Below are 22,158 nucleotides of genomic sequence, written 5' to 3'. Positions count from 1 at the left end.
GGGTCGGGCGGTGGCACTCTGGACGTATGCCGGAACTTCCCGAGGTCGAAGCGCTCAGGGACTTCCTCACCGAGCGACTCGTGGGCCATGAGGTGGTCCGGGTGCTGCCCGTCGCGATCAGTGTCCTGAAGACGTACGACCCACCGGTCACCGCCCTCGAGGGCCGTGAGATCACCGCCGTGCACCGGTACGGCAAGTTCCTCGACCTGACGGCGGACGGCGGCCCGCACTTCGTGACCCATCTGGCCCGCGCGGGCTGGCTGCACTGGCGCGACCGCCTTCCCGACGGCCCGCCGAAGCCCGGGAAAGGCCCGCTCGCACTGCGTGTCGCCCTGGAGACGGGCGAGGGCTTCGACCTCACCGAGGCGGGCACCCAGAAACGGCTGGCGGTGTACGTCGTCCACGATCCGCAGGACGTGCCCGGCGTGGCCCGCCTCGGTCCCGACCCCCTCGCCGACGACTTCGACGAGGCGCGCCTCACCGGTCTGCTGGCGGGGGAGCGGCGCCAGCTGAAGGGGGCGCTGCGCGACCAGAGCCTGATCGCGGGCGTGGGCAACGCCTACAGCGACGAGATCCTGCACGCCGCGCGGATGTCCCCGTTCAAGCTCGCAGCCTCGCTCACGCCCGAGGAGTACCGGCGGCTGTACGAGGCGCTGCGCACGACGCTCACCGAGGCGGTCGAGCGCTCCCGGGGTCTCGCGGCCGGACGGCTGAAGGCGGAGAAGAAGAGCGGGCTGCGGGTGCACGGCCGGACCGGCGAGCCCTGTCCGGTGTGCGGCGACACCGTCCGCGAGGTCTCCTTCAGCGACTCCTCGCTCCAGTACTGCCCCACCTGCCAGACGGGCGGCAAACCGCTCGCGGACCGCCGTATGTCACGCCTGCTGAAGTAGCCCGACGGCCGCCCCAGGAGGGGCGGTTCGGATCAGGAGAGGTCCAGGGTCACCAGGTGCAGACCGTCGTTGGAACGCAGCTCGTACTTGTCGATCTGGTTCGAGTGGAGGGTCGACGCGCCCATCATCGTGCTTTCACGGGCGTCATGCTTGGGCACGTTCCAGTTGGTGAGCGTCTCTTCCGTGCCGTCGTTCGCGATGGCGACGAGATGGCAGGCACGGGGGCCGGCGCCGTCCTTGACCTTCAGTTCGATCTGGCTGCCCCAGACCGTGTCCTCACTCGTGACCTGCGCCCATACGCCCGAGCGCTCGTCGGTCGCGGCGACCTGCTGCGTCCGGTCGACGTCGCCGCCGCTCGCCATGATCGCGATGCCGGGCCCGGCCACCGCGAAGACCACCGCGGCGGCCACGGCGTACAGCCAGCGCCGCCGGTCGGCGCGGCGGCGGTTCGCCACTTCGCCGAGCAGCCGGTCCAGAAACCTGGGACCGGGTTGGGCCATGGGGTGCACAGAGCGCGGCGTCGCCCGTCGGTACAGCAGCAACTGCCGTGTGGCGGGACCGAATTCGGTCACATGGGCGGCGCACTCAGGGCACTCCATGAGGTGGTCCTCGAAGCGGAAGGCGTCCGCCTCGTCGAGCACGCCCAGCGCGTATGCGCCGACGTCGCGATGCCGTTCCAGGGACCTCATGCCGAATCCTCGTGCCGATGGTACGGGTGGGGTGGTGTTGCTCCCACCGGTACGCACCGGACACCAGAATCACTCAAGCCGCATACCGAATCGAGACCAAAGTGTTCGGAGCGGAGGGGACCGCGGATTGGTCGGATTCTAAAAAAGATGGATCGCCAGATGACCGAGAGGCAGTCCCAGCCGCCAGGCCGGGGTCCAGACCTTCGGTCCGTCGTCCTCACCGAGCACGGGCCCGCCACCCGGCACGGCGTCGAGATCCGGGGCGAGCAACTCGGTCTCCTCCAGCCAGCGCCAGGCGGCGGCAGCCAGGTCCAAGTCGGGTGCCGGCGCCCTCGATTCGAGTGCGTCGGCCGCCAACCTGGAAATACGTGTCCGAACCCAGTCCTGCCAGGGCTGGTCGTACGCCGTGAGCGAAAGCCACTTCTCCAGTTGCGTGATGACCCGGATGCCCGAAAGTTCACCTCTGGTGTCGGACAGGAAGATGGTGAGTGCCAGCGCGTCCCGACCCGCGCGGAACTCGAAGGACGTGGGCGGCATCAGGTCGCCCGTCCGCAGCAGCTCGTCGGCGATGTACTCGGCGTACAACCAGGCCATGGGGATGGTGAGTTCGTCCCCGCCGGTGCCGTCCGTGCTCTCTTGACCTCTGTGCAGCATCCCTTCCTGCCTTCCTCCGGTGCGTGCGCGTCGCCCGACCCCGGGCCTCCGGGACTGTCGCCCGGTTCGGACACGGATGAAGACAGCTGATTGCCCAACCATGGTCCTCAGCAAGGCGCTTTACCGAGGTTTGACCCGACCATTGGTTTCACCGCAGGTCGGCTGCATAACCCGGAAGCACTCGGCGCAGGGCGCGCAGCGCGTAATACGCGCGAGATTTCACCGTACCGGGCGGGATGCCGAGTGCTGTCGCGGCCTCCGCCACACTCGCCCCGTGGAAATACACCAGCACCAGGACTTCACGGTGCTCGGGAGTGAGTGTCTTCACAGCCTCCCGCACATCGAGCGTCGCCGCTGACCGTTCCGCGTGATCGGCACACACCCGCGCGTTCTCCAGGACCGCGTCCCCGACCTCGGCGGGCCGCGCCTGACGGGCCCGCCGCGCGTCGATGGCGAGCCGCCGCCCCACGGTCAGCAGCCAGGGCCGTACGGACGCGAAGTCGTTCGCGCGCAGCGCCTCCGGATGCTGCCAGGCGCGTACGAGGGTCTCCTGCACCAGGTCCTCGGCGCGCTGCCGGTCGCCGTCGCACAGGCGCAGCAGCAGGGCGAAGAGCGGTCGGCCGTGCTCGCGCTGCAGCGCGGCCAGCTCGTGCTCGGCGGTCGTCGTCCCGGGCGTGATGGTGGTTCCGGCCGTCATGGCCGTATGGCATCGCAAGGTCCCGATTCGGGACAGTGCGTGGACCGGAGTCTGCGGCGGACGGTCGGACCCGTCGGCGAACGGTGCGACGAACGGTCCGAACGGGAGGTTCCCCCTCCGGCTGAGCCGGGGCGCGCGCCGGGACGGCGGACCGACAGGGCCTACGGCACGACCGTGACCGGCCAGCGGCCCGACTTCACCAACCGGATCGCGACCGAGCCGATGATCCGGTGGCCCGCCTGCTCGGACGCGCCGACGACCACCGCGTCCGCCTTGAGGTCGTCGGCGGCCTTCACCATGCCCGTGTACGGGTCCCCGCGGAAGGTGTGGAACTCCCACCGGACATCGAATATCCCCTTGACCTGCTCGGTCGCCTCCCGGATCTGCGCGATGAGATCCTCGGCGACCCCGCCCGTCGTCTCCGCCACCGGCACCCCGAACGCGGCGCCGGCCGCCATCACCGGTTGTACGTACACCAGGGCGAGCAGCGCGTGCTGGCGCCGGGCGAGGCCGGCGGCGTAGGACGCGGCACGGAGCGAGGACTCGGAGCCGTCGACGCCGGCGACGATGACCTTCGGCCCGTCCGTGCCCCGCTCGAACTGATGCTCACCCTGAGGTGAGTGCTGCTGTTCCGTCACACGTTCGAGGCTAGCGGGCGCCGGGGGTCCGCCGGGCACCCGGGGGAGGACATGATCGACACCCGGCCTCCGGGACCGGCCGGCGCTGCGCTCTGGCAGCCGCGGGCGCCCACTGGTCCCAACGGGTGCTTTCCTGCCGCCGCACCGGTGTCGAAGCGGGGCGTCAGGTCCGTACCGGGCGAGTGATGAGTCATGACGAAGGATCAGTTGCTCACACGGCGCCGGGTGTTGATGATCGGCGGAGCCGCCGCCGTGGGAGCGGCCGGTACGGCCGCGCTGCTCACCGCCGGCCCGGACGGAACCCCGCCCGCCCGGTCCGCCGCGGGCTCCCCGGCGCTCCGCGCGCTCAAGCCCTCCGCATACCGCCTCGAACCCCTCACCGGCTACGGCCCCCCGCACGCCACCGCCCACGGGCGCACCCTGGTCCGCCACGAACCGCTGCTGCGCGTGTCCGGACGCGGCCGCACCATGGTGCTGACCTTCGACGACGGACCCGACCCCCGCTACACCCCGGGCATCCTCCGGACCCTCCGGGAGCACGACGTCCGCGCGATGTTCTTCGTGTGCGGGGAGATGGCGGTCAACAACAAGGATCTGCTCGCTGAGATGACCGAGGACGGACACGTCGTCGGCAACCACACCTGGTCCCACCCGCTGCTGACCCGCCTCACGCGCTCCGAGATCCGCTCCCAGATGGCACGCACGTCCGAGGTCATCGAGGACGGCTGCGGAGAGGCCCCCGTCTGGTTCCGCGCCCCCTACGGCGCCTGGAACCGGGCCGCCTTCCAGATCGGCGCCGAACTCGGTATGGAACCGCTCGCCTGGACCGTCGACACCCTCGACTGGATGGCCCCGGGCACCCGCAGGATCGTCGACCGGGTCGAGCAGGGCGCCGCCCCGGGCGTCGTGGTGCTCTCGCACGACGCGGGGGGCGACCGCTCGCAGAGTGTCCGGGCGCTGCGCGACTATCTGCCGGAACTGCTGAAATCCGGCTACCACATCACTGTACCGACGCGGCAATACACGTAGTCGCGGTTGACGGAAATCGCCGGTCACGGGCTTTCGCCCGCCCGGCCGAGGAACGCTCAGCGAACCTCGACCAGGCGGGCGAACACCACGACATTCCCGTTGTAACCGTTCTGCTTGGAGAAACCGCCCCCGCAGGTGATGACACGCAATTCGGGGGTGTTCTTGCTGCCGTAGACACGGTCGCCGGGGAAGTTGCTCTTCTGGAAGACCTCGATGCCGTAGATCTCGAAAACGGCGACCTTCTTGTCCTGGCGCTGGACCTCGATGCGATGTCCCTTCTTGAGGGCCCCGAGACCGTAGAACACGGCGGGGCCCTGTTTGTTGTCGACATGTCCGACGATCACCGCGGTGCCCTTCTCGCCGGGCGACACGGCGCCGGTGAACCAGCCCGCCAGATTCGGGTCCTCCGGCGGCGGGGCGTCCACCCAGCCGGCCGCGTCCAGGCCCACCGGCAGCACCGGCGCGTCGACCGAGATCGACGGGATCCGCACGCGGTCGACCACCGAGTACGGCAGCTCGGCCGGCGCACTGGAGAAGGTGCCGTCGGGAAGGCGGCTGTCCGCCGCCGCTGCCGCCGCGGGCTGTGGCGGACCCACGTCGAACTCTCCCGAACCATTTCGGATGAGAGCGAGGCCGGTCAGCAGAACAAGCGCTATCACGCCCCATGGAGCACGCTTTTTCTGCCGCTCCTCCTCTTCCGCCAGCTCGGACGCAGACATTCGCCATCCCCTCTCGACCCGGCCGTCGCCGTGTCTTTCGCGCATACGAGAACGCTAAGTGCCCGGCGGGAAACCGGCGACGGGGCAGCGGCGAACGGGTGGCGGACGTGTCGTTCGTGCGCCATCCGAGTTGCCGGGGAAAGTATTTTTCTGACGGTCCGTGACCTGCGGCAATATCTGATTGTGTGGTCTTCCGTCGGCGTGTCCCCTCACCAGGACGGACCATTCCCGAAATGCGGCTGAGCGCACGGCATCTGAGGGTTCGTCTGGGAGGCGTTTTCTCGCCGATCGACCGGGGACGGGTCCCGGGGCGCCTTCCGCGGAGGTTCACATGCGTACTACTCGTGCCTTGGTGGTGGCTGCCGCCACGGCCGCCGCGGTGGGGCTCGCCGCTCCGGCGGCCTCGGCCTGGGACCAGCCGTCCAGCGTCACCGCCGCACCGAGCGTCATCGCGCCGGGCGGTCAGCTGGTGCTCACGGCCAACGGCTCGGCCTGCACCGTGGCCGGCAGCACCATCAGTTCCAACGCTTTCCCGACGACCAAGTTCAGGTCCATGGGCGGCAACTCGGCGACGGCGACGGTGACCGTCAACGCGAACGCCACCCCGGGTTCGTACAGCGTCACCACCAACTGTGAGAACCAGACCAGGTCCTTCAACAGCGTGTTCACCGTCATCGGCGGTGTCCGGGGCGGACTCGGTGGCAGCAGCTCCACCGGGGCCACCCCGGCCGACCTGGCGATCGGTGGCGGGCTGGTGGCCGCCGCGCTCGTCGGCGGTGGTGTGTTCTGGATGCGCCGCCGCTCCGAGAACCGGCTCTGACGCCCAGCACCTTCGGGCGCGCACCGACAGCCCTTCGCCCCGGAACCCGTCAGGGTCCGGGGCGAAGGGCTGTGCCGGTGCCGCCGGGTCAGGCGTTGTCGTCGCCCGCGCGACGGCGTGAGAAGTGGTACGCCACCGTCAGCGCCCCCGCGATGAGCGCCGCTCCGATGCCGATCTCCTTGAGGTCGAAGCCTGCGACGCTGCCGCCCTCACCCGCGTGCACACCCCGCTGGATCGGCAGCGGATACTGCGTGGGCTCGCTGGGACGCCCGATGGCGATGCTGAGGTCGGTGTGGCCGCTCTCGCCGCCACAGGTGAACGTCACCCGGTAGGTCGCCCCCGGTTTGGCGTCCCAGTCGACCTTCGCCGTCGCCGACGAGTGACCCCTGGGGATGGTGACCGGATCGAAGACACCGGAGGACACCCGGGTGTCGTCGTTGCAGTTGTCCACGCGCAGCGTGACCTCTCCGCCCGCGGCGACGGTCGACGGCACGACACTGAAACCGAACGACGTGACGCTGTTGCTCGCGACGACCGCGTGAGCGACGGGTGCGCTGAGGGCGAGGGCGGTGATGGCCGGCAGTGCGGCCGAGGCGACGCGTATCGCGCGCATGTGTTCCTCCGGGTCCCCGAGGAGCAGCCGCGGACCTTTTCCGCTCGCGCCGTACCGTTCGCGCCAGGAATGCACCTCGATATCCGAAACGCTAGGAACGCGTGTGCGTATGCGCGATCGGTGTCGGGCGAATGGGTCATGTATGTGGGCCACTCAGGGGACCCAGGGGCCTGTCGCACAAGCCGGGGGACACCCGCGTGTGGCGAGTGTCCCCCGTCGACTCGTGTGGTGAGGAACCGTCAGCCGGTCCCCGCCCGGTCGTGGCCGGTCAGTGGCCCGCGCCCGGGAAGAGCATCAGGAACGGATCGGCCGTGGCCGTGATGCCACGGCTGTAGGGCGCGTCGAAGTCCCAGATCAGGAAGAGCAGGAAGGCGATCAGGGTGGAGAACAGCCCGGCGAGGACCAGTTCGCGGGTTGTACGACGGATCTGGAGCGCGAAGATCATCCCTACCGTGATCACGGCCCCGGAGATCAGGCCGAACCACACGACGCCCGGCATGGTCGGCCCGGTCGAGTCGGCGCGGGCCGCGCGGGCCTGGTCCGCCGCGGTCACCTGGTCCACGAGCGGCTGGTAGGCCTGCGCCTGGAAGTCCGTCTTCGGCTCGTAGTCCGTGACGTCGACGCGAATGCGCTGCATCAGCTGGTCGCCGCGCTTGGTGAGCCGGCCGTTGTCCGCCATCTCCTGCCACTCGGTTTTGACGACGTGTCCGACGTACGCGTTGACGTCGTCCCGAATGCGGTCGCGGATGTCGGGCGGATAGACCCGGACCCTCTCGGAGATCTCGTGCAGTGCGTGGGCCTCGGTCGAGACCTGGTCCTGGGCGACGCCGCGTGCCTCCCAGACACCGGCGATGGCCAGGCCCAGCACGATGGCGTACACCACGCCGATCCACATCGTCATGTACTCAATCACGTCCGGGGTGTCGGACGGATCCTCGTCCTCAGGGGCCCTGCGGTCCCGTACGAAGGTGATGAGGATGACGACCGCACACGCGGCCGCGATCGCGACGGCGAGAACAAGCCATTCCGACAAGAGAATGCCTCCAAGGGGTCAGCGCGGACGCAGTGCGGCGACGGCGATCACGGCGGGAAGGGCGACGAGCAGCATGTAGGAGACCGGCGAGGTGCCACTGCGGACGGTCCGTCTGTGGGCGGACACGCGGTACGGCGGATAACTCACCGGAGCCGGAATCGGTGACGCGGTCGGGCCCGGGCGCGGCTCGGCGGCGCGCTTCGGTGTGTGCGTGGGGCTGGGCGCGGGAGCGGGAGGCGGCGGCGGACTCGGGGCCGGCCGGGGTGCCGGTGCGGGCGGCGCGGCCGGTGGCTTCGGCGCTGGTGCCGGCGACGGCTTCTTCGGGGGAGTGGGCTTCGGGGTCGGGGTGGGTGCGGGCCTCGGTTTCGGTGGCGGCGGAGGTTCCGGTGTCGGTGTCGGCGTGGGCGTGGGTGTCGGCGGAGGAGTCGGCTTCGGGGTCGGCGTAGGAGTGGGCGTGGGCGTCGGGGTCGGGCAGGGCGGCGACGGTGTCGGGCTCGGGCACCAGGTGCCGGTGCCGGCGACGACCGCCGTACCGTTTCCGGTCGCGGCCGCCCCACCGTTGCCCGCGACGACCGACCAGCCGTCTCCCGTGTCGACCGGGACGCCTGTGCCGACCGTGACCGTGGCGCCGTGCCCGGTGACCGTCACCGAGGTGTCGCTGCCCGAGCCGGTGGAGACGGAGACGCAGGTCGTCGCCTCCACCGCGCCGACCGGTACGCCGACGAGCAGCCAGGTCAGGGCCAGCAGCGCCAATACCCGTATGGCGAGGGCGAATCGGGTCCGTGTGGGTCCATACACGACGAAGATCATGTGTGCTGGGTGCTTCCGCGTGCGCGGGAGCGCGAGGAGATTGCCCCGAACGAGTGACATATGTCGTGCGATGGTTTGGAACGCGCGTTCTGGGCGGGCCTGGTGATCGTCCCTGTGTGCGGGTGTGACGGGTGGGGCCGCAGGGTTTCGAAAGAAATTTGAGCGGTGGTTGAACACAGTGACCACCCCCGCCCGTACCTAGGACCGTGCGGCGGCCCAGCAGGGCGTCGCAACACCCTAACGATTACGGGGAGTTTCACAATGAAGACCTCCTGGCGGAGCGCCTCACTCGTAGCCTCAGCTGCGGCCGTGCTGGCGCTGACGACGGCGTGCGGTCAGGACAAGGCCACCGACACGAGCAGCCAGAACGTCGGCGCGGCGGCCCCGGCGGCCGGCGGCTACGGATCCGTGGGCGGCACGGCGGGTGCGGCCGGCACGGCGGGTGCGGGCACGGGTACCGGAACGGACACGGGCGCCGACACAGGTACGGACACGGCTGCCGGCAACGGTGCGGAAGCCAACGGTGAGCAGGCCGCCGCGGGCAACTCGGCCGCGGCGGGCCAGCTGAACGTGGTCACCAACGCGAAGATCGGCAAGGTGCTGGCCAGTGGCAGCGGCCGGACGATGTACCGCTTCGACGCGGACACGGCCGAACCGCCGAAATCCAACTGTGACGGCGACTGCGCCACCGCCTGGCCGCCGGTTCCGGCGGACGACGTCTCGGCCGGTACCGGTGTCGACGCCGCACTGCTCGGCGAGGTGACCCGGTCCGACGGCAGCAAGCAGCTCACCATCGGCGGCTGGGCCGCGTACTACTACGCCAAGGACACCTCGCCCGGCGACATCAAGGGCCAGGGTGTGGGCGGCAAGTGGTACGGCCTCGCTCCCGACGGCAAGAAGGCGACGCTCGCCGCGCAGCCCGGCCTGTCCACCCGCAACGACCCCAAGCTCGGCACGATCGTCGTCGACAAGAACGGCATGACGGTCTACCGCTTCCTGAAGGACAAGGCGTGGCCGAAGCCGGTCTCCGCCTGTGTCGGTGCCTGCCTGGAGAAGTGGCCGGTCGTCGAGCCGGTCGCCTTCAAGAGCACCAAGGGCATCAAGGAGAAGGGCTACATGAACTTCACCCGGCCCGACGGCGCCGAGCAGCAGACACTCAACTGCTCGCCCATCTACACCTTCATCAACGACAAGAAGCCCGGTGACACCAACGGCCAGGGCGTCGGCGGCACCTGGTACGCCGTGGCACCCGACGGCAAGCTGGTCGGCGCGCCGAACCAGTAGGAACCAGCAACCGGCAACAGGGGAAACCGACCTCTGAGGGCCTGTTCCCTTCGTGTCCCGCACGCTCTGTGCGGCACGGAGGGAGCAGGCCGCTTCGGCATGTCCGGAACACGACGGCGGGCAGAGCGATGTGCCGCTGAATCGTCCCCGACTCGCCGTATTTCAGCGGGAGTCGGCAACCCCGCTTTCGTGACTTTGAGAACTCTTTGGAGCGCTCCGGCCACTTTTCGTGGAGAGTTCGCGGTACGTCAATTCGGCACGTGCCGCAGGCAGTGACCGGTAACGGATGGTCAATTTCCGTTTCCGCTCGCTCCTTTGGCGGGCGATCAGTAACCTCAGCTCGAACACTGGAGCGCCAACACCCTGCCAACTCCTGGAGAGAGATAGATGGAGCGTCCCGCCTGGGCCCCCCGGGGCATCGACATCTCGGTGCCGAGCGTGTCCCGGATCTACGACTTCTACCTGGGCGGTTCGCACAACTTCGAGGTCGACCGGGAAGCCGCCCGCAGGGCCATGGAGTTCATGCCGGGACTTCCGAAGATCATGCAGGCGAACCGTGCTTTCATGCGCCGGGCGGTCCGTTTCGCCGTCGCCGAGGGCATCACCCAGTTCCTCGACATCGGCTCCGGCATTCCCACCTTCGGCAGCGTCCACGAAGAGGCGCAGAAGGCCAGCCCCGAAGCGCGGGTGATGTACGTCGACCACGACCCGGTCGCCGTCGCGCACAGCCAGGTGGTCCTGGCCGGCAACGAGCGCGCGGACGTCCTCGCCGCCGATCTGTGCAAGCCCCGGGAGATCCTGGACAGCCCCCAGGTACGGGGCCTGATCGACCAGAACCGGCCAGTGGCCCTGCTTCTCGTTGCCATACTGCACTTCGTGGAAGACACGGACGACCCATACGCGGCGGTCGCCGAGCTGCGCGACGCGCTCGCGCCCGGCAGCCTGCTCGTCCTGACGCATGCCTCGTACGAGGGAATCCCGCTGCCGCCGGAGCGGGCCGAGGGCGCGGTCGACGTATACAAGGACATCCGCAACCCGCTGGTCATGCGCTCGCGTGACGCGATCGCGCGGTTCTTCGAGGGGTACGACATGGTGGAACCGGGACTGGTGGCGATGCCGCACTGGCGGCCGGAGACGGCACCGGAGGACGAGGACGCGTACGCGTTCTCCGGATTCGCCGGCGTGGGACGCAAGGCGTGACCGCCGAGCCGGACGGCCTCCAGGACAGACTGCGCAGGTTCGCCACCATCTGGAGCCGGGCGGTCTACCAGGTGACCTCCACGTCGCTCACCCGGGTGGAGCTCGAGGAGCGACTCCTGCCGCTCGCCGGGCGGTTGAGCCAGGCGCTGCGGGCCAGGACGTTCGACGCCGAGGAGGGCAGGGCGGTCGGCGCCGCGCTGGTCTCCGCGCACTGCACCGACCCCGAGTCGCTCAGCCGTTCGCTCGACTGCGTGGACGCCTACCTGGTGCTGTACTGCGGAGAGGACGGCCCGCAGGAGGACCTGCGCGCCCGTTCCTCGCGGCTCCAGCACGCCATGGCCGCCGGATACGCCGGCGCGCTGCGTGACCGGACGCTGGCCGAGCAGGAGGCGATCGCGTGGGCCGCGCAGAGCGCCCGCAGCGCGGTCGCCGAGGCGCTGCACGACAGCGAGGCCCGCTTCCGGGCGGTCTTCGAGGGCGCGGCGATAGGGATCGGCATCGCCGACCTCGACGGGAACATCCTGCAGATAAACGGCGCGCTGCAACGCATGTTCGGCGGCTCGGAACAGACCGTCCGGGGCCGCAGTGTCACGGACTGGACGCACCCGGACGACGCCCCGCAGGTCTGGAAGCTGTACGAGGAACTGGTCCGCGGCGAGCGCGACCACTACCACGTCGAGAAGGCGTTCTACCGCCCCGACGGAACGGTCCTGTGGACCAACCTCACGGTCTCCCTCCTCCGGGACGCCGACGGCCGGCCGCAGTACCAGCTCGCCCTGATGGAGGACACCACCGAGCGCCGGCTCCTCAATCTGCGGCTGCGGTACGAGGCCACGCACGACGCGCTCACCGGGCTGCCCAACCGCACGCTGTTCTTCGAACGCCTGGAGAAGGCGGTGTCGGCGGGCAAGGGCCAGCGCTTCGGCCTGTGCTATCTCGACCTCGACGGCTTCAAGACCATCAACGACAGCCTCGGTCACGCGGCCGGCGACCGGCTGCTCGTCGAGGTCGCCGACCGGCTGCAGTCGTGCGCGACCGCGCCGGGCGAGATGGTGGCCCGGCTGGGCGGCGACGAGTTCGTGGCGCTGACCACGGGCCCCGACACCGAGGCCGAGGTCGACGACCTCGCCGCCCGCATCATGCACGCGCTGGTCGCCCCGGTCAGCGTCGAGGGCCGTGAGCTGACGGTGCGCGGCAGCATCGGCATCGTCGAGGGTCCGGCGGGGGAGCGCGGCCCGGCGGAAGTGCTGCGCAGCGCCGACATCACCATGTACCGGGCGAAATCCGCGGGCGGTAACCGCTTCGAACTGGCCGACCCCGAGGCCGACTTGAAGGCGATCACCCGACACGGGCTCACCACGGCACTGCCGGCGGCCCTGGACCGCAGCGAGTTCTTCATCGAGTACCAGCCGCTGGTCCACCTCGGCGACGGCAGCGTCCGTGGCGCCGAGGCCCTGGTGCGCTGGCTGCATCCGCAGCACGGCGTCCTCGGCCCCGACCGCTTCATCCCGCTCGCCGAACACACCGGCCTGATCGTCCCGCTCGGCCGCTGGGTCCTGGAACAGTCGGTGCGCCAGGCCCGCGACTGGCAGGAACAGTACGGCGGACATCCGGCCGGCGGCCCGCTGCGCATCAACGTCAACCTGTCCCCGTGCCAGCTCACCCACCCCGGTCTGGTGCAGGACACCGTCGACATCCTGGAACGCGCGGGCCTGGAACCCGAGGCACTGTGCCTGGAGGTGACGGAGTCGGCGTTGATCGGCGCCGACGACGACCTCCTCAAGCCCCTGCGCCGCCTCGCCGAGATGGGCGTCGACATCGCCCTGGACGACTTCGGTACCGGCTACTCGAACCTGGCCAACCTGCGCCGTCTCCCGGTGAGCATCCTCAAGCTGGACCGATCCTTCACCCAGGGGATGCAGCAGTTCCCGGCGGACCCCGTCGACCTCAAGATCGTCGAGGGGATCGTCTCCCTCGCCCACAGCCTGGACCTCACGGTCACGGTCGAGGGCGTGGAAACGGGCGCCCAGGCGGAGCAGCTGCGCATACTGGGCTGCGACACGGCCCAGGGCTGGTACTACGCCCGCCCGGGCCCACCGGAACGCCTGCACGATCTGGCGCTGGCGGACGCGACGGGGTGATCCGGTGACCCAGGAATCAGCAGACGTGAACGAGGCCATCGCGGGTGAACTGCGCCTGATGGACCCCGAGTTCCGTTCCTCCGGAGGGGCCGCCCGCCTGCTCGACCCCGAGTTCGTGGAGGTCGGCGCCTCCGGCCGCCGCTACACGTACGAGGAGATGAGCGCTGAACTGCCCGGCAAACCGGGCAGCACGGCGGACGGCCCACGCTACGAGCCGTCGGCGATCACGGGCGTCGTCTTGGCCCCCGGTCTGGTGCACCTGACATTCGAGACCGTCTTCGACGGCCACAGGTCGCGCCGAAGCTCCCTGTGGCGCAAACGCGACGAGGAGACAGGCTGGCGCATGTACTACCACCAGGGAACGCCGGTGCGCGCCCCCTAGGGGCGCGGGGAACTGCGCGACAAGCCACGTACGACGTGAACCAGTCCACGGCCTCTGCGCCCAGCCAGCGCAGCGCTACCGTTCAAGCAGCATCCGCTGCAACTCCCGAGCCGCCCGAGGCGGAGCCACATCGCTGCGATGGGCCAGCGCGATCGCCCGGAACAGCCCAGGCCGGGCAAGAGGCGTAACCCTGAGCCCCCGCCCCGACCGGCTCGCCACCATGCGCGGTACGACGGCCACGCCCAGCCCCGCCCGCACGAACCCCAGTACCGCGTCCATCTCCCCGCCCTCCACCGCGAAGTCCGGCTCGAAGCCCGCGGAGCGGCACGCGGCGACGGTCAGTTCGCGCAGGTCGTAGCCGTGCCGGAACATCACCAGGCGTTCGCCCGCCAGGTCGGCGATGCGGACCGTGCGCCGGCCCCGGCCGGGGGCGGGTGCCTCGGGGGACGACACGACCACCAGGTCCTCGCGCAGGACCTCCACGGTGGTCAGAGCCGGTGACGGTGTGGGCAGCGGGAGGACGATCAGGGCGAGGTCCAGGGCACCGCGCGCCAGCTCCCGTACGAGGTCGTGCGAGCCGCTCTCCTCGATCAGCAGCCGGATGCCGGGATAGCGGTCGTGGAAGGCGCGCAGCACATCCGGCAGCAGACCCGTGCACACGCTCGGGGTCGCGCCCAGGCGAACACGGCCGGAGCGGAGATGGACCAGTTCCCGCACCTCGTGCCGGGCCGTGTCCGCGTCGGCCAGGATGCGCCGGGCCAGCGGGAGGAGCGCCTCGCCCGCGTCCGTGAGCGTGATGTTGCCGCGTGCCCGCAGGAACAGCTCGGCCCCCAACTCCCGTTCCAGCGACTTGATCTGCTGGGACAGCGACGGCTGCGCGACATGGACGAGATCCGCGGCGCGCGTGAAGTGCCGGGTCTCGGCGACCGCCACGAAGTACTGGAGCTGCTGGAGTTGCACACGCCCAGGATACGACCTCCATAGGCTCTGCCTATGGAAACGAGCCGGACCATGTCTTGGACCGATGAGCATCCCGCGGCCTAGCGTCTGACCCATGGCTCTGGCAACGCGGACGGACCGACGGCCGTCCATGGCACGCACCGTGTGGGACAGCTCCGTCGGCAAGAAGACCGTGATGGCCGTGAGCGGCCTGATCATGCTGCTGTATCTCGTCGTCCACATGATCGGCAACCTGAAGATCTTCTTCGGACCCGGCGAGTTCAACCACTACGCCCACTGGCTGCGCACGGTCGGTGAGCCCTTCATGCACGACGAGTGGACGCTCTGGCTCGTCCGGATCGTCCTCGTGGCGGCCGTCGTCGCCCACGCCACCTCCGCCTACCAGCTCAGCCACCGCGACCTGAGGGCCCGGCCCAGCAAGTACGCGCACCGGAAGGCGCGGACGAGCTACGCGACGCGCACCATGCGCTGGGGCGGGATCATCCTCGGCCTCTTCATCGTCTGGCACCTCCTCGACCTGACCACCGGCACCGTCCACTCGGGCGGCTTCCAGCCGGGCCACCCCTACCAGAACGTCGTCGACACCTTCTCCACCTGGTACGGCAACGTCATCTACATCGTCGCGATGCTCGCCCTCGGCCTGCACATCCGGCACGGCTTCTGGAGCGCCGCCCAGACCCTCGGCGTCGGCAGCCGCACCCGCGACCGCGCCCTCAGAACCGTCGCCAATGTCCTCGCGCTGCTGCTCACGGCCGGCTTCCTCGCCGTGCCCGTGGGCGTCATGACCGGAGTGGTGAACTGAAATGAGCACCGAATACACGCAGTTCATGACCGGCGAGCCCCTCGTCGACCACAAGGCGCCCGCCGGCCCGGTCAACGAGCGCTGGGACACCCGCCGTTTCGAAGCCAAGCTGGTCAACCCGGCCAACCGGCGGCGGCACACCGTCATCGTCGTCGGTACCGGTCTCGCGGGCGGCTCCGCCGGGGCCACGCTCGCTGAACAGGGCTACCACGTCGTCCAGTTCTGCTACCAGGACTCCCCGCGCCGCGCCCACTCGATCGCCGCACAGGGAGGCATCAACGCGGCGAAGAACTACCGCAACGACGGCGACTCCGTCCACCGGCTGTTCTACGACACCGTCAAGGGCGGCGACTTCCGCGCCCGCGAGTCGAACGTCCACCGGCTGGCGCAGATCTCCGTCGAGATCATCGACCAGTGCGTCGCCCAGGGCGTTCCCTTCGCCCGCGAGTACGGCGGGCTGCTCGACACCCGCTCCTTCGGCGGCGTCCAGGTCTCGCGGACCTTCTACGCCCGCGGCCAGACCGGCCAGCAGCTGCTGCTCGGCGCCTACCAGGCCCTCAGCCGGCAGATCGCCGCCGGGAACGTCGAGATGCACGCGCGCACCGAGATGCTCGACCTGATCGTCATCGACGGGCGGGCCCGGGGGATCGTCGCCCGTGACCTGGTCACCGGGGAGATCTCCAGCCACTTCGCGGACGCCGTCGTCCTCGCCTCCGGCGGCTACGGCAACGTCTTCCACCTCTCCACGAACGCCATGAACTCCAACGCCACCGCCGTCTGGCGGGCGCACCGGCGCGGCGCCCACTTCGCCAACCCCTGCTTCACGCAGATCCATCCGACCTGCATCCCGCGCACCGGCGACCACCAGTCCAAGCTCACCCTGATGAGCGAGTCGCTGCGCAACGACGGCCGGATCTGGGTGCCGAAGGCCATGGGGGACACCCGGCCCGCGAACGAGATCCCCGAGGACGAGCGCGACTACTACCTGGAGCGCGTCTACCCCTCCTTCGGCAACCTGGTGCCACGTGACATCGCCTCCCGCGCCGCCAAAAACGTCTGTGACGAGGGGCGGGGCGTCGGACCCGGCGGGCAGGGCGTCTACCTCGACTTCGCCGACGCCGTCCGGCGGATGGGGCGCAAGGCGGTCGAGGAGAAGTACGGCAACCTCTTCGACATGTACGCGCGGATCACCGCAGAGGACCCGTACACCGTCCCCATGCGGATCTATCCCGCCGTGCACTACACGATGGGCGGCCTCTGGGTCGACTACGACCTCCAGACCACCGTCCCCGGCCTGTTCGCGATCGGCGAGGCCAACTTCTCCGACCACGGCGCGAACCGGCTCGGCGCCTCCGCGCTGATGCAGGGTCTCGCGGACGGCTACTTCGTCCTCCCGGCCACCATCAACGACTACCTGGCCCGCAACCCCGGCCACCGCCCGGTCGACGCGCAACACCCCGTCGTACAGGAGGTGTTGGCGGAGACAGCGGACCGGCTGAACCTCCTCCTCGCCGTCGACGGCGACCGCACCCCCGACTCCTTCCACCGCGAACTCGGCGAACTGATGTGGGAGTTCTGCGGTATGGCCCGCAGCGACAGCGGGCTGCGCAAGGCCCTGGAACGCATCCCGCGGCTCCGCGACGAGTTCTGGCGCCGGATCAAGGTCCCCGGCACCGGGGAGGAGTTCAACCAGTCGCTGGAGAAGGCCAACCGCGTCGTCGACTACCTGGAACTCGCCGAACTGATGTGCCTCGACGCCCTGCACCGCGCCGAGTCCTGCGGCGGCCACTTCCGCGAGGAGTCCCAGACCCCGGACGGCGAGGCGGAGCGCGGGGACGACGACTTCTCGTACGTCGCCGCCTGGGAGTTCACCGGTACGGGCACGGCCCCCGTCCTCCACAAGGAACACCTCGTCTTCGAGTACGTCCACCCCACCCGGCGGAGCTACGCATGAAACTGACCCTGCGCGTCTGGCGGCAGCGCGCCGCCGCCGCCGCCGGCGCCATGTCCACGTACGAGGTGGACGGCATCTCGGCCGACATGTCCTTCCTGGAGATGCTCGACACCCTCAACGAGGAACTCATCCTCAAGGGCGACGACCCGATCGCCTTCGACCACGACTGCCGCGAGGGCATCTGCGGCGCCTGCTCACTCGTCATCAACGGCGACGCGCACGGGCCCGAGCGCACCACCACCTGCCAGCTCCACATGCGGTCCTTCACGGACGGCGACACCATCGACGTCGAACCGTGGCGCGCCGCCGCCTTCCCGGTGGTGAAGGACCTCGTCGTGGACCGGTCGGCCCTCGACCGGATCATCCAGGCCGGCGGCTATGTCACCGCCCCGACCGGCGCCGCCCCTGAGGCCCACACCACCCCCGTACCCAAACCGGACGCCGACTTCGCCTTCGAGCACGCCGAGTGCATCGGCTGCGGGGCCTGCGTGGCCGCCTGCCCGAACGGCGCGGCGATGCTCTTCACCTCCGCCAAGGTCAACCACCTGAACGTGCTGCCGCAGGGGGCACCCGAGCGGGAGACCCGGGTCCTCGACATGGTCGCCCAGATGGACGAGGAGGGCTTCGGCGGCTGCACCCTCGCCGGGGAGTGCGCCACCGCCTGCCCGAAGGGGATCCCCCTCGTCTCCATCACCGGGATGAACAGGGAGTGGCTGCGGGCGACGCGCAAAGTGTCCGGACGCTGACCCCAAGACGTTCGCCGACAAGGTGCGGACGGGCGGGACCGGAGTGGTGCTCGACCCCGGTCCCGCCAAGCACCCCTGGCATTCAACAAGCCCACATCCGCACTCTCCGCGAGAGTCACGCGCCGGACAGCCACGGTCGGAAGAACTGATACGGCCGGACGTAACGGGACCGGCCAGCTCGCCGCTTCGCCGTCCCCGGCCCGTGACCAGGAGAGAGCCATGACCGGCGTTTCCACCATCGAACGTCCCCCGCTCCCCGCCACACCCAGCCGCTACACCGTCACCCTCGCCCGCGACGAGGACGACGTACGAGCCGCGCAGCGGCTGCGGCACGACGTCTTCGCCGGTGAGCTCGGCGCCCTGCTGTCGTCCCCGCAGCCCGGCCTCGACATCGACCCCTTCGACGCCTACTGCGACCACCTGCTCGTCCGCGACACGCTCACCGGTCAGGTCGTCGGCACCTACCGACTGCTGCCCCCGGAACGGGCCGCGATGGCCGGACGCCTGTACTCCGAGGGCGAGTTCGACATCACCCGGCTCGACGCGATCCGCCCCGGACTCGTCGAGGTCGGCCGCTCCTGCGTCCACCCCGAGCACCGGGACGGCGCCGTCATCGGCCTCATCTGGGCCGGGATCGCGCGCTACATGGTCGACCGCGGCCACGAATGGCTGGCCGGCTGCTGCTCCATACCGCTCTCCGACGGCGGCACACTCGCCGCCGGCACCTGGGACCGCGTACGGGAGAAGAACCTGGCCCCGGAGGAGTTCCGGGTACGCCCGCTGCTGCCCTGGTCCGCCGACGGCGTGACCCGTCCGGCCGGCCGCACCGAACTTCCCCCGCTGCTGCGCGGCTACGTCCGGCTCGGCGCCTGGGTGTGCGGGGAGCCCGCCCACGACCCGGACTTCGGGGTCGCCGACATGTACGTGCTGCTGTCGATGCGCCGGATCAACCAGCGCTATCTGCGGCACTTCCTCTCCCTCGTCCCGGCCTGATGAGCGTCTGGCTGCCCAGCGCGCCCTGCACCCCGAGGGCGTGCGTGGAGACGTCGGGTGCCACGACGGCCCTGCCCGTGGCCGTCCTGCGCCTGCTGACCGTCCTGGTCGTCCTGGTCGCCGGGATCTCGCTGTGCCCGCTCGGCAGGAGGATCCCTGCCCGGTGGGTACGGCGCTGGGCCCGCACCATCGTGCGGGCGGCGGGTGTCCGGCTCCAGGTGACCGGCCCCGCCGCCCCCACCGGGGGCGTCCTGCTGGTCGCCAACCACATCTCGTGGCTGGACATCCCGCTGCTGGCCGCCGTACGACCGGCCAGGATGCTCGCCAAGGCCGAGATCCGGCAGTGGCCGGTGGCGGGCCCGCTGACCGCGTCCAGCGGCGCGCTGTTCATCGAACGCGACCGGCTGCGGGCGCTGCCGCAGACCGTCGCCAAGATCGCCGGCGCACTGCGTGAGGGTACGGCGGTCGTCGCCTTCCCCGAGGGCAGCACCTGGTGCGGCAAGGCCCAGGGCCACTTCCGCCGGGCGGTGTTCCAGGCCGCGCTGGACGCCGGGGTCCCCGTCCAGCCGGTGCGTCTGCACTACCGGCTCAGCGGGGGCGCGTCCAGCACGGCGCCCGCCTTCGTCGGCGAGGACTCCCTGCTCACGTCGGTGTGGCGGGTGGTGTCGTCCCGCGGCCTGATCGCGGAGGTCGAGGTACGGGACCCCATAGCAGCGGGCAGCCACCCGGACCGGCGGTCCCTGGCCCTGGCGGCACAGCTGCCGCCGGTGGGTCCGCATCCGGTTGTGGGCGGGTGCGGGTTCGTTGTGGCCGGTCGCGCAGTTCCCCGCGCCCCCAGAAGCAGAGGCCGGCTGCGCCACCTCAGCTTCTGGCCGGCCGGTCACCTCCGGAACAGTGCCGCCAGCCGTCGGTAGGAGTCCAGCAGGGCGTCCCGGTCGAACGTGCTCGTCGTGACCAGGACCTCCTGCGCGCCCGTCTCCTTCAGCACCGTCTCCAACTCGTCGGCCACCTCGTCAGCCGTACCGGCGAGCTGGCCCACAAGCCCCGACTCGTAGAAGCCGCGCTCCTTGGCGGTCATCGTGCGGGACTCGACCTGTTCGGCGGGCGGCAGCGGCGGGAAGGTGCCGTGGGTGCGGGAGTACGCCATCGACCAGGCCTCGGGGACCAGGAGCCGTCGGGCCTCCTCGGCGGTGGCGGCCACCGCGACCGTCCCCGAGATGACGACGTACGGCTCGTCCGCCCGGGCCGAGGGACGGAAACCGGCACGGTAGGTGTCGATGGCGCGCAGCATCCGCTCCCGGCCGCGCAGGTCGCCGATCACCATCGGCAGGCCCGCCCGGGCGGCGATCGCGGCGCCCTCACCCATGGCGAGCACGAAGGGCGGTACGGCGATCCCCTCGGCGGGACGGGCGTGCACCCCCGTCGAGGAGGTGCCATCGAACCAGCCGAGCAGATCGTCGAGTTGGGCCGAGAAGTCGTCGGCCACGTCCTTGTCGCGGCCCAGCGCCCGGCGTACCCCGTCCGTGAAGCCGACCGAGCGGCCGAGCCCCATGTCGATCCGGCCCGGGAACAGGGACTCCAGGACGCCGAACTGCTCGGCCACGACCAGGGGTCGGTGATTGGGCAGCATGACGCCGCCGGTGCCGACCCGGATCGTGCTCGTCGCGGCTGCCACGGCCGCCGCCAGCACGGTGGGCGCGGAGCCGGCGACGCCGGGCACACCGTGGTGCTCGGAGACCCAGAACCGGTGGTAGCCGAGCCGTTCCGCCTCCCGGGCCAGCGCGACCGTGTCCCGCAGGGCCTCGGCGTCCGGGTGGCCTTCCCGGGTACGGGACCGGTCGAGGACGGAGAACCGGGTCGCGGACAGCACCGACCCCGGACCGGATCGCGGTGACCGCTCCACCTGATCTGCTGGGTTCGGCATGACGGCTCCGGACGTCCTCGGGTGTGTTCTGTCAGTGATCTGTCAGCGATCTCCCAGCCGCCGGTATTCCTCGCGGCCGAGCGGGCACCTGTGCGAGGGTGCAGAACATGTCGACTACACCGGACGGCCGCCTCATACCTCCCGCGCACGCCGACGAACGCGCCATGCTGAGCGCCTGGCTCGACTTCCACCGCGCCACACTCGCCCTCAAGTGCCAGGGCCTCGACGACCGGCAGGCGCGCCTCGCCTCGGCGACGCCCTCGGAGATGACGCTGCTCGGACTCGTCCAGCACCTGGCCGAGGTCGAACGGAACTGGTTCCAGCGGGTGTTCGCCGGCCTGGACGTGCCCCTCGTCCACCAGGAGGGGAAGGGCGACGGTTTCACCCTCGTCCCCGAACGCGGTCTCGACGAGGCGCTCGCCGTCTGGCGCGCGGAGATCGGGCGGAGCCGGGAGATCGTCGCCGCGGCGGCCTCGCTGGACGAGTCCGGGCGGCTGTCGGAGAGGGAGGCGGCCCTGGCCGGCATGCAGCGGCTCTCGCTGCGCTGGATCATGGTGCACATGATCGAGGAGTACGCCCGCCACAACGGCCACGCCGACCTCCTGCGTGAACTCGTCGACGGGGCCACGGGGATGTGAGACCCCGGCCGGGGTCGAACGAGCGACGCAACCGACCAGCAAGGAGATCCAACGTGTCTGCGCCACGCCTGCGGGCGACCCCGCTGCCGGGCATCGGGGTTCAGTACGACCTGATCACCCGTGAGCACCGGCATCTGTCGGTCGTGGCCCACCGCGACGGCGGCCGTACCCTGAGCCTGTACCGGGAAGACGATCCGGACTCGTGCGCCCAGTCGCTGCGGCTGACCGCGCCCGAGGCCGCTTCGCTGGTCGACGCGCTGAGTCCCTCGCACCACAGCCCCAGTCTGCTGTCCACCACCGCGCTCGGGCTGGTGGCGGAGCGCGTGGAGGTGGCCGCCGGTTCGCGCTGGAACGGACGGGTGCTCGGGGAGACGCGGATGCGCACGGAGACCGGCGCGTCCGTGGTCGCCGTGCTGCGGCGGGCCGAGGCGATACCGTCCCCGACGCCCGCGTTCCGGCTGGCCGGCGGGGACGTCGTCATCGTGATCGGCACCCGCGAGGGCGTCGACGCCGCCGCGGCGATACTCGGACGGGAGTGACAC

Annotated in this window: 24 protein-coding genes; 14 read left to right on the top strand and 10 right to left on the bottom strand. The window is 70.5% G+C overall.

Annotated features, from left to right (window positions below):
- Positions 1 to 26 precede the first annotated feature (26 nt).
- Positions 27 to 890: an Fpg/Nei family DNA glycosylase gene (locus ADL01_RS24210; protein WP_053744130.1), complete on the top strand. Its 864-nt coding sequence runs from the start codon at positions 27 to 29 to the stop codon at positions 888 to 890.
- Between the two features lie 32 nt (positions 891 to 922).
- On the opposite strand, the gene ADL01_RS24205 is transcribed toward ADL01_RS24210, so the two are convergent.
- The 4 genes from ADL01_RS24205 to ADL01_RS24190 all read right to left on the bottom strand — a co-directional run bounded on the left by ADL01_RS24205 (position 923) and on the right by ADL01_RS24190 (position 3,568).
- Positions 923 to 1,579 carry a zf-HC2 domain-containing protein gene (locus tag ADL01_RS24205; RefSeq protein WP_053744129.1) on the bottom strand — a complete coding sequence of 219 codons (657 nt, stop codon included), beginning with the start codon at positions 1,577 to 1,579 and terminating at the stop codon, positions 923 to 925.
- 138 nt (positions 1,580 to 1,717) lie between these two features.
- The gene (locus ADL01_RS24200) at positions 1,718 to 2,233 is read right to left on the bottom strand and encodes a hypothetical protein (protein WP_053744128.1); all 516 of its coding nucleotides are present in this window, start codon (positions 2,231 to 2,233) and stop codon (positions 1,718 to 1,720) included.
- A 148-nt stretch (positions 2,234 to 2,381) separates the two neighbouring features.
- A complete protein-coding gene (locus ADL01_RS24195) occupies positions 2,382 to 2,930 on the bottom strand; it encodes a sigma-70 family RNA polymerase sigma factor (RefSeq protein ID WP_053744127.1) in 549 nt (182 codons plus the stop codon).
- Positions 2,931 to 3,091: 161 nt separating this feature from the next.
- On the bottom strand, positions 3,092 to 3,568 hold the full coding sequence (locus tag ADL01_RS24190; protein ID WP_053744126.1) for a universal stress protein: 477 nt from the start codon (positions 3,566 to 3,568) through the stop codon (positions 3,092 to 3,094).
- A gap of 192 nt (positions 3,569 to 3,760) precedes the next feature.
- On the opposite strand from ADL01_RS24190, the gene ADL01_RS24185 reads away from it, so the two are divergent.
- Positions 3,761 to 4,597, top strand: a complete 837-nt coding sequence (locus tag ADL01_RS24185; protein ID WP_053744125.1) for a polysaccharide deacetylase family protein — start codon at positions 3,761 to 3,763, stop codon at positions 4,595 to 4,597.
- A 56-nt stretch (positions 4,598 to 4,653) separates the two neighbouring features.
- Here ADL01_RS24185 and ADL01_RS24180 read toward each other — a convergent pair whose 3' ends face one another.
- Positions 4,654 to 5,316: a class F sortase gene (locus ADL01_RS24180; protein ID WP_053744124.1), complete on the bottom strand. Its 663-nt coding sequence runs from the start codon at positions 5,314 to 5,316 to the stop codon at positions 4,654 to 4,656.
- Between the two features lie 331 nt (positions 5,317 to 5,647).
- Between ADL01_RS24180 and ADL01_RS24175 the strand changes: the two genes are divergently transcribed.
- The gene (locus ADL01_RS24175) at positions 5,648 to 6,136 is read left to right on the top strand and encodes a hypothetical protein (protein WP_053744123.1); all 489 of its coding nucleotides are present in this window, start codon (positions 5,648 to 5,650) and stop codon (positions 6,134 to 6,136) included.
- 88 nt (positions 6,137 to 6,224) lie between these two features.
- On the opposite strand, the gene ADL01_RS24170 is transcribed toward ADL01_RS24175, so the two are convergent.
- From ADL01_RS24170 to ADL01_RS24160, 3 genes are all read right to left on the bottom strand, one after another.
- Positions 6,225 to 6,749, bottom strand: a complete 525-nt coding sequence (locus ADL01_RS24170; RefSeq protein WP_053744122.1) for a hypothetical protein — start codon at positions 6,747 to 6,749, stop codon at positions 6,225 to 6,227.
- A 268-nt stretch (positions 6,750 to 7,017) separates the two neighbouring features.
- Entirely contained in the window at positions 7,018 to 7,782 is a 765-nt protein-coding gene (locus ADL01_RS24165; RefSeq protein WP_063783576.1) for a DUF4239 domain-containing protein, read from the bottom strand.
- 18 nt (positions 7,783 to 7,800) lie between these two features.
- Positions 7,801 to 8,592, bottom strand: a complete 792-nt coding sequence (locus ADL01_RS24160) for a hypothetical protein (protein ID WP_053744121.1) — start codon at positions 8,590 to 8,592, stop codon at positions 7,801 to 7,803.
- 261 nt (positions 8,593 to 8,853) lie between these two features.
- Between ADL01_RS24160 and ADL01_RS24155 the strand changes: the two genes are divergently transcribed.
- The 4 genes from ADL01_RS24155 to ADL01_RS24140 all read left to right on the top strand — a co-directional run bounded on the left by ADL01_RS24155 (position 8,854) and on the right by ADL01_RS24140 (position 13,599).
- The gene (locus tag ADL01_RS24155) at positions 8,854 to 9,876 is read left to right on the top strand and encodes an SCO0930 family lipoprotein (RefSeq protein ID WP_053744120.1); all 1,023 of its coding nucleotides are present in this window, start codon (positions 8,854 to 8,856) and stop codon (positions 9,874 to 9,876) included.
- 387 nt (positions 9,877 to 10,263) lie between these two features.
- Positions 10,264 to 11,076 (top strand): SAM-dependent methyltransferase, encoded by an 813-nt coding sequence (locus ADL01_RS24150; RefSeq protein WP_053744119.1) that lies wholly within the window; start codon positions 10,264 to 10,266, stop codon positions 11,074 to 11,076.
- Positions 11,073 to 13,217: a putative bifunctional diguanylate cyclase/phosphodiesterase gene (locus ADL01_RS24145; RefSeq protein ID WP_053744118.1), complete on the top strand. Its 2,145-nt coding sequence runs from the start codon at positions 11,073 to 11,075 to the stop codon at positions 13,215 to 13,217. Before ADL01_RS24150 ends, ADL01_RS24145 begins: the two co-directional genes overlap by 4 nt.
- Before the next feature lie 58 nt (positions 13,218 to 13,275).
- A complete protein-coding gene (locus tag ADL01_RS24140; RefSeq protein WP_053744142.1) occupies positions 13,276 to 13,599 on the top strand; it encodes a DUF4440 domain-containing protein in 324 nt (107 codons plus the stop codon).
- A gap of 75 nt (positions 13,600 to 13,674) precedes the next feature.
- Here ADL01_RS24140 and ADL01_RS24135 read toward each other — a convergent pair whose 3' ends face one another.
- Positions 13,675 to 14,559, bottom strand: a complete 885-nt coding sequence (locus ADL01_RS24135; RefSeq protein WP_053744117.1) for a LysR family transcriptional regulator — start codon at positions 14,557 to 14,559, stop codon at positions 13,675 to 13,677.
- Between the two features lie 130 nt (positions 14,560 to 14,689).
- Between ADL01_RS24135 and ADL01_RS24130 the strand changes: the two genes are divergently transcribed.
- From ADL01_RS24130 to ADL01_RS24110, 5 genes are all read left to right on the top strand, one after another.
- Complete coding sequence (locus ADL01_RS24130; protein WP_053744116.1) at positions 14,690 to 15,361, top strand: succinate dehydrogenase; 672 nt, start codon at positions 14,690 to 14,692, stop codon at positions 15,359 to 15,361.
- A gap of 1 nt (position 15,362) precedes the next feature.
- Positions 15,363 to 17,315, top strand: coding sequence for a fumarate reductase/succinate dehydrogenase flavoprotein subunit (locus ADL01_RS24125; protein ID WP_053744115.1), 1,953 nt, complete (start codon positions 15,363 to 15,365; stop codon positions 17,313 to 17,315).
- A complete protein-coding gene (locus ADL01_RS24120) occupies positions 17,312 to 18,061 on the top strand; it encodes a succinate dehydrogenase/fumarate reductase iron-sulfur subunit (protein ID WP_053744114.1) in 750 nt (249 codons plus the stop codon). Before ADL01_RS24125 ends, ADL01_RS24120 begins: the two co-directional genes overlap by 4 nt.
- Before the next feature lie 219 nt (positions 18,062 to 18,280).
- A complete protein-coding gene (locus ADL01_RS24115) occupies positions 18,281 to 19,054 on the top strand; it encodes a GNAT family N-acetyltransferase (protein ID WP_053744113.1) in 774 nt (257 codons plus the stop codon).
- Entirely contained in the window at positions 19,054 to 19,968 is a 915-nt protein-coding gene (locus tag ADL01_RS24110; RefSeq protein ID WP_078960729.1) for a lysophospholipid acyltransferase family protein, read from the top strand. The genes ADL01_RS24115 and ADL01_RS24110 overlap by 1 nt, the downstream gene beginning before the upstream one ends.
- Here ADL01_RS24110 and ADL01_RS24105 read toward each other — a convergent pair.
- On the bottom strand, positions 19,935 to 20,978 hold the full coding sequence (locus ADL01_RS24105) for an LLM class flavin-dependent oxidoreductase (protein ID WP_053744112.1): 1,044 nt from the start codon (positions 20,976 to 20,978) through the stop codon (positions 19,935 to 19,937). The genes ADL01_RS24110 and ADL01_RS24105 overlap by 34 nt on opposite strands.
- Positions 20,979 to 21,085: 107 nt before the next feature.
- Here ADL01_RS24105 and ADL01_RS24100 point away from each other — a divergent pair, with 107 nt between their 5' ends.
- Both ADL01_RS24100 and ADL01_RS24095 read left to right on the top strand, forming a co-directional pair.
- Positions 21,086 to 21,616 (top strand): DinB family protein, encoded by a 531-nt coding sequence (locus ADL01_RS24100; RefSeq protein ID WP_107090977.1) that lies wholly within the window; start codon positions 21,086 to 21,088, stop codon positions 21,614 to 21,616.
- 53 nt (positions 21,617 to 21,669) lie between these two features.
- Positions 21,670 to 22,155, top strand: a complete 486-nt coding sequence (locus ADL01_RS24095) for a cation:proton antiporter regulatory subunit (protein WP_053744110.1) — start codon at positions 21,670 to 21,672, stop codon at positions 22,153 to 22,155.
- Positions 22,156 to 22,158: the final 3 nt, after the last annotated feature.

Source organism: Streptomyces sp. NRRL WC-3618 (assembly GCF_001280005.1).
Lineage (GTDB): Bacteria > Actinomycetota > Actinomycetes > Streptomycetales > Streptomycetaceae > Streptomyces.
The sequence above is the reverse complement of the archived record's forward strand: the minus strand, read 5'-3'. Positions and strand labels throughout refer to the sequence as shown.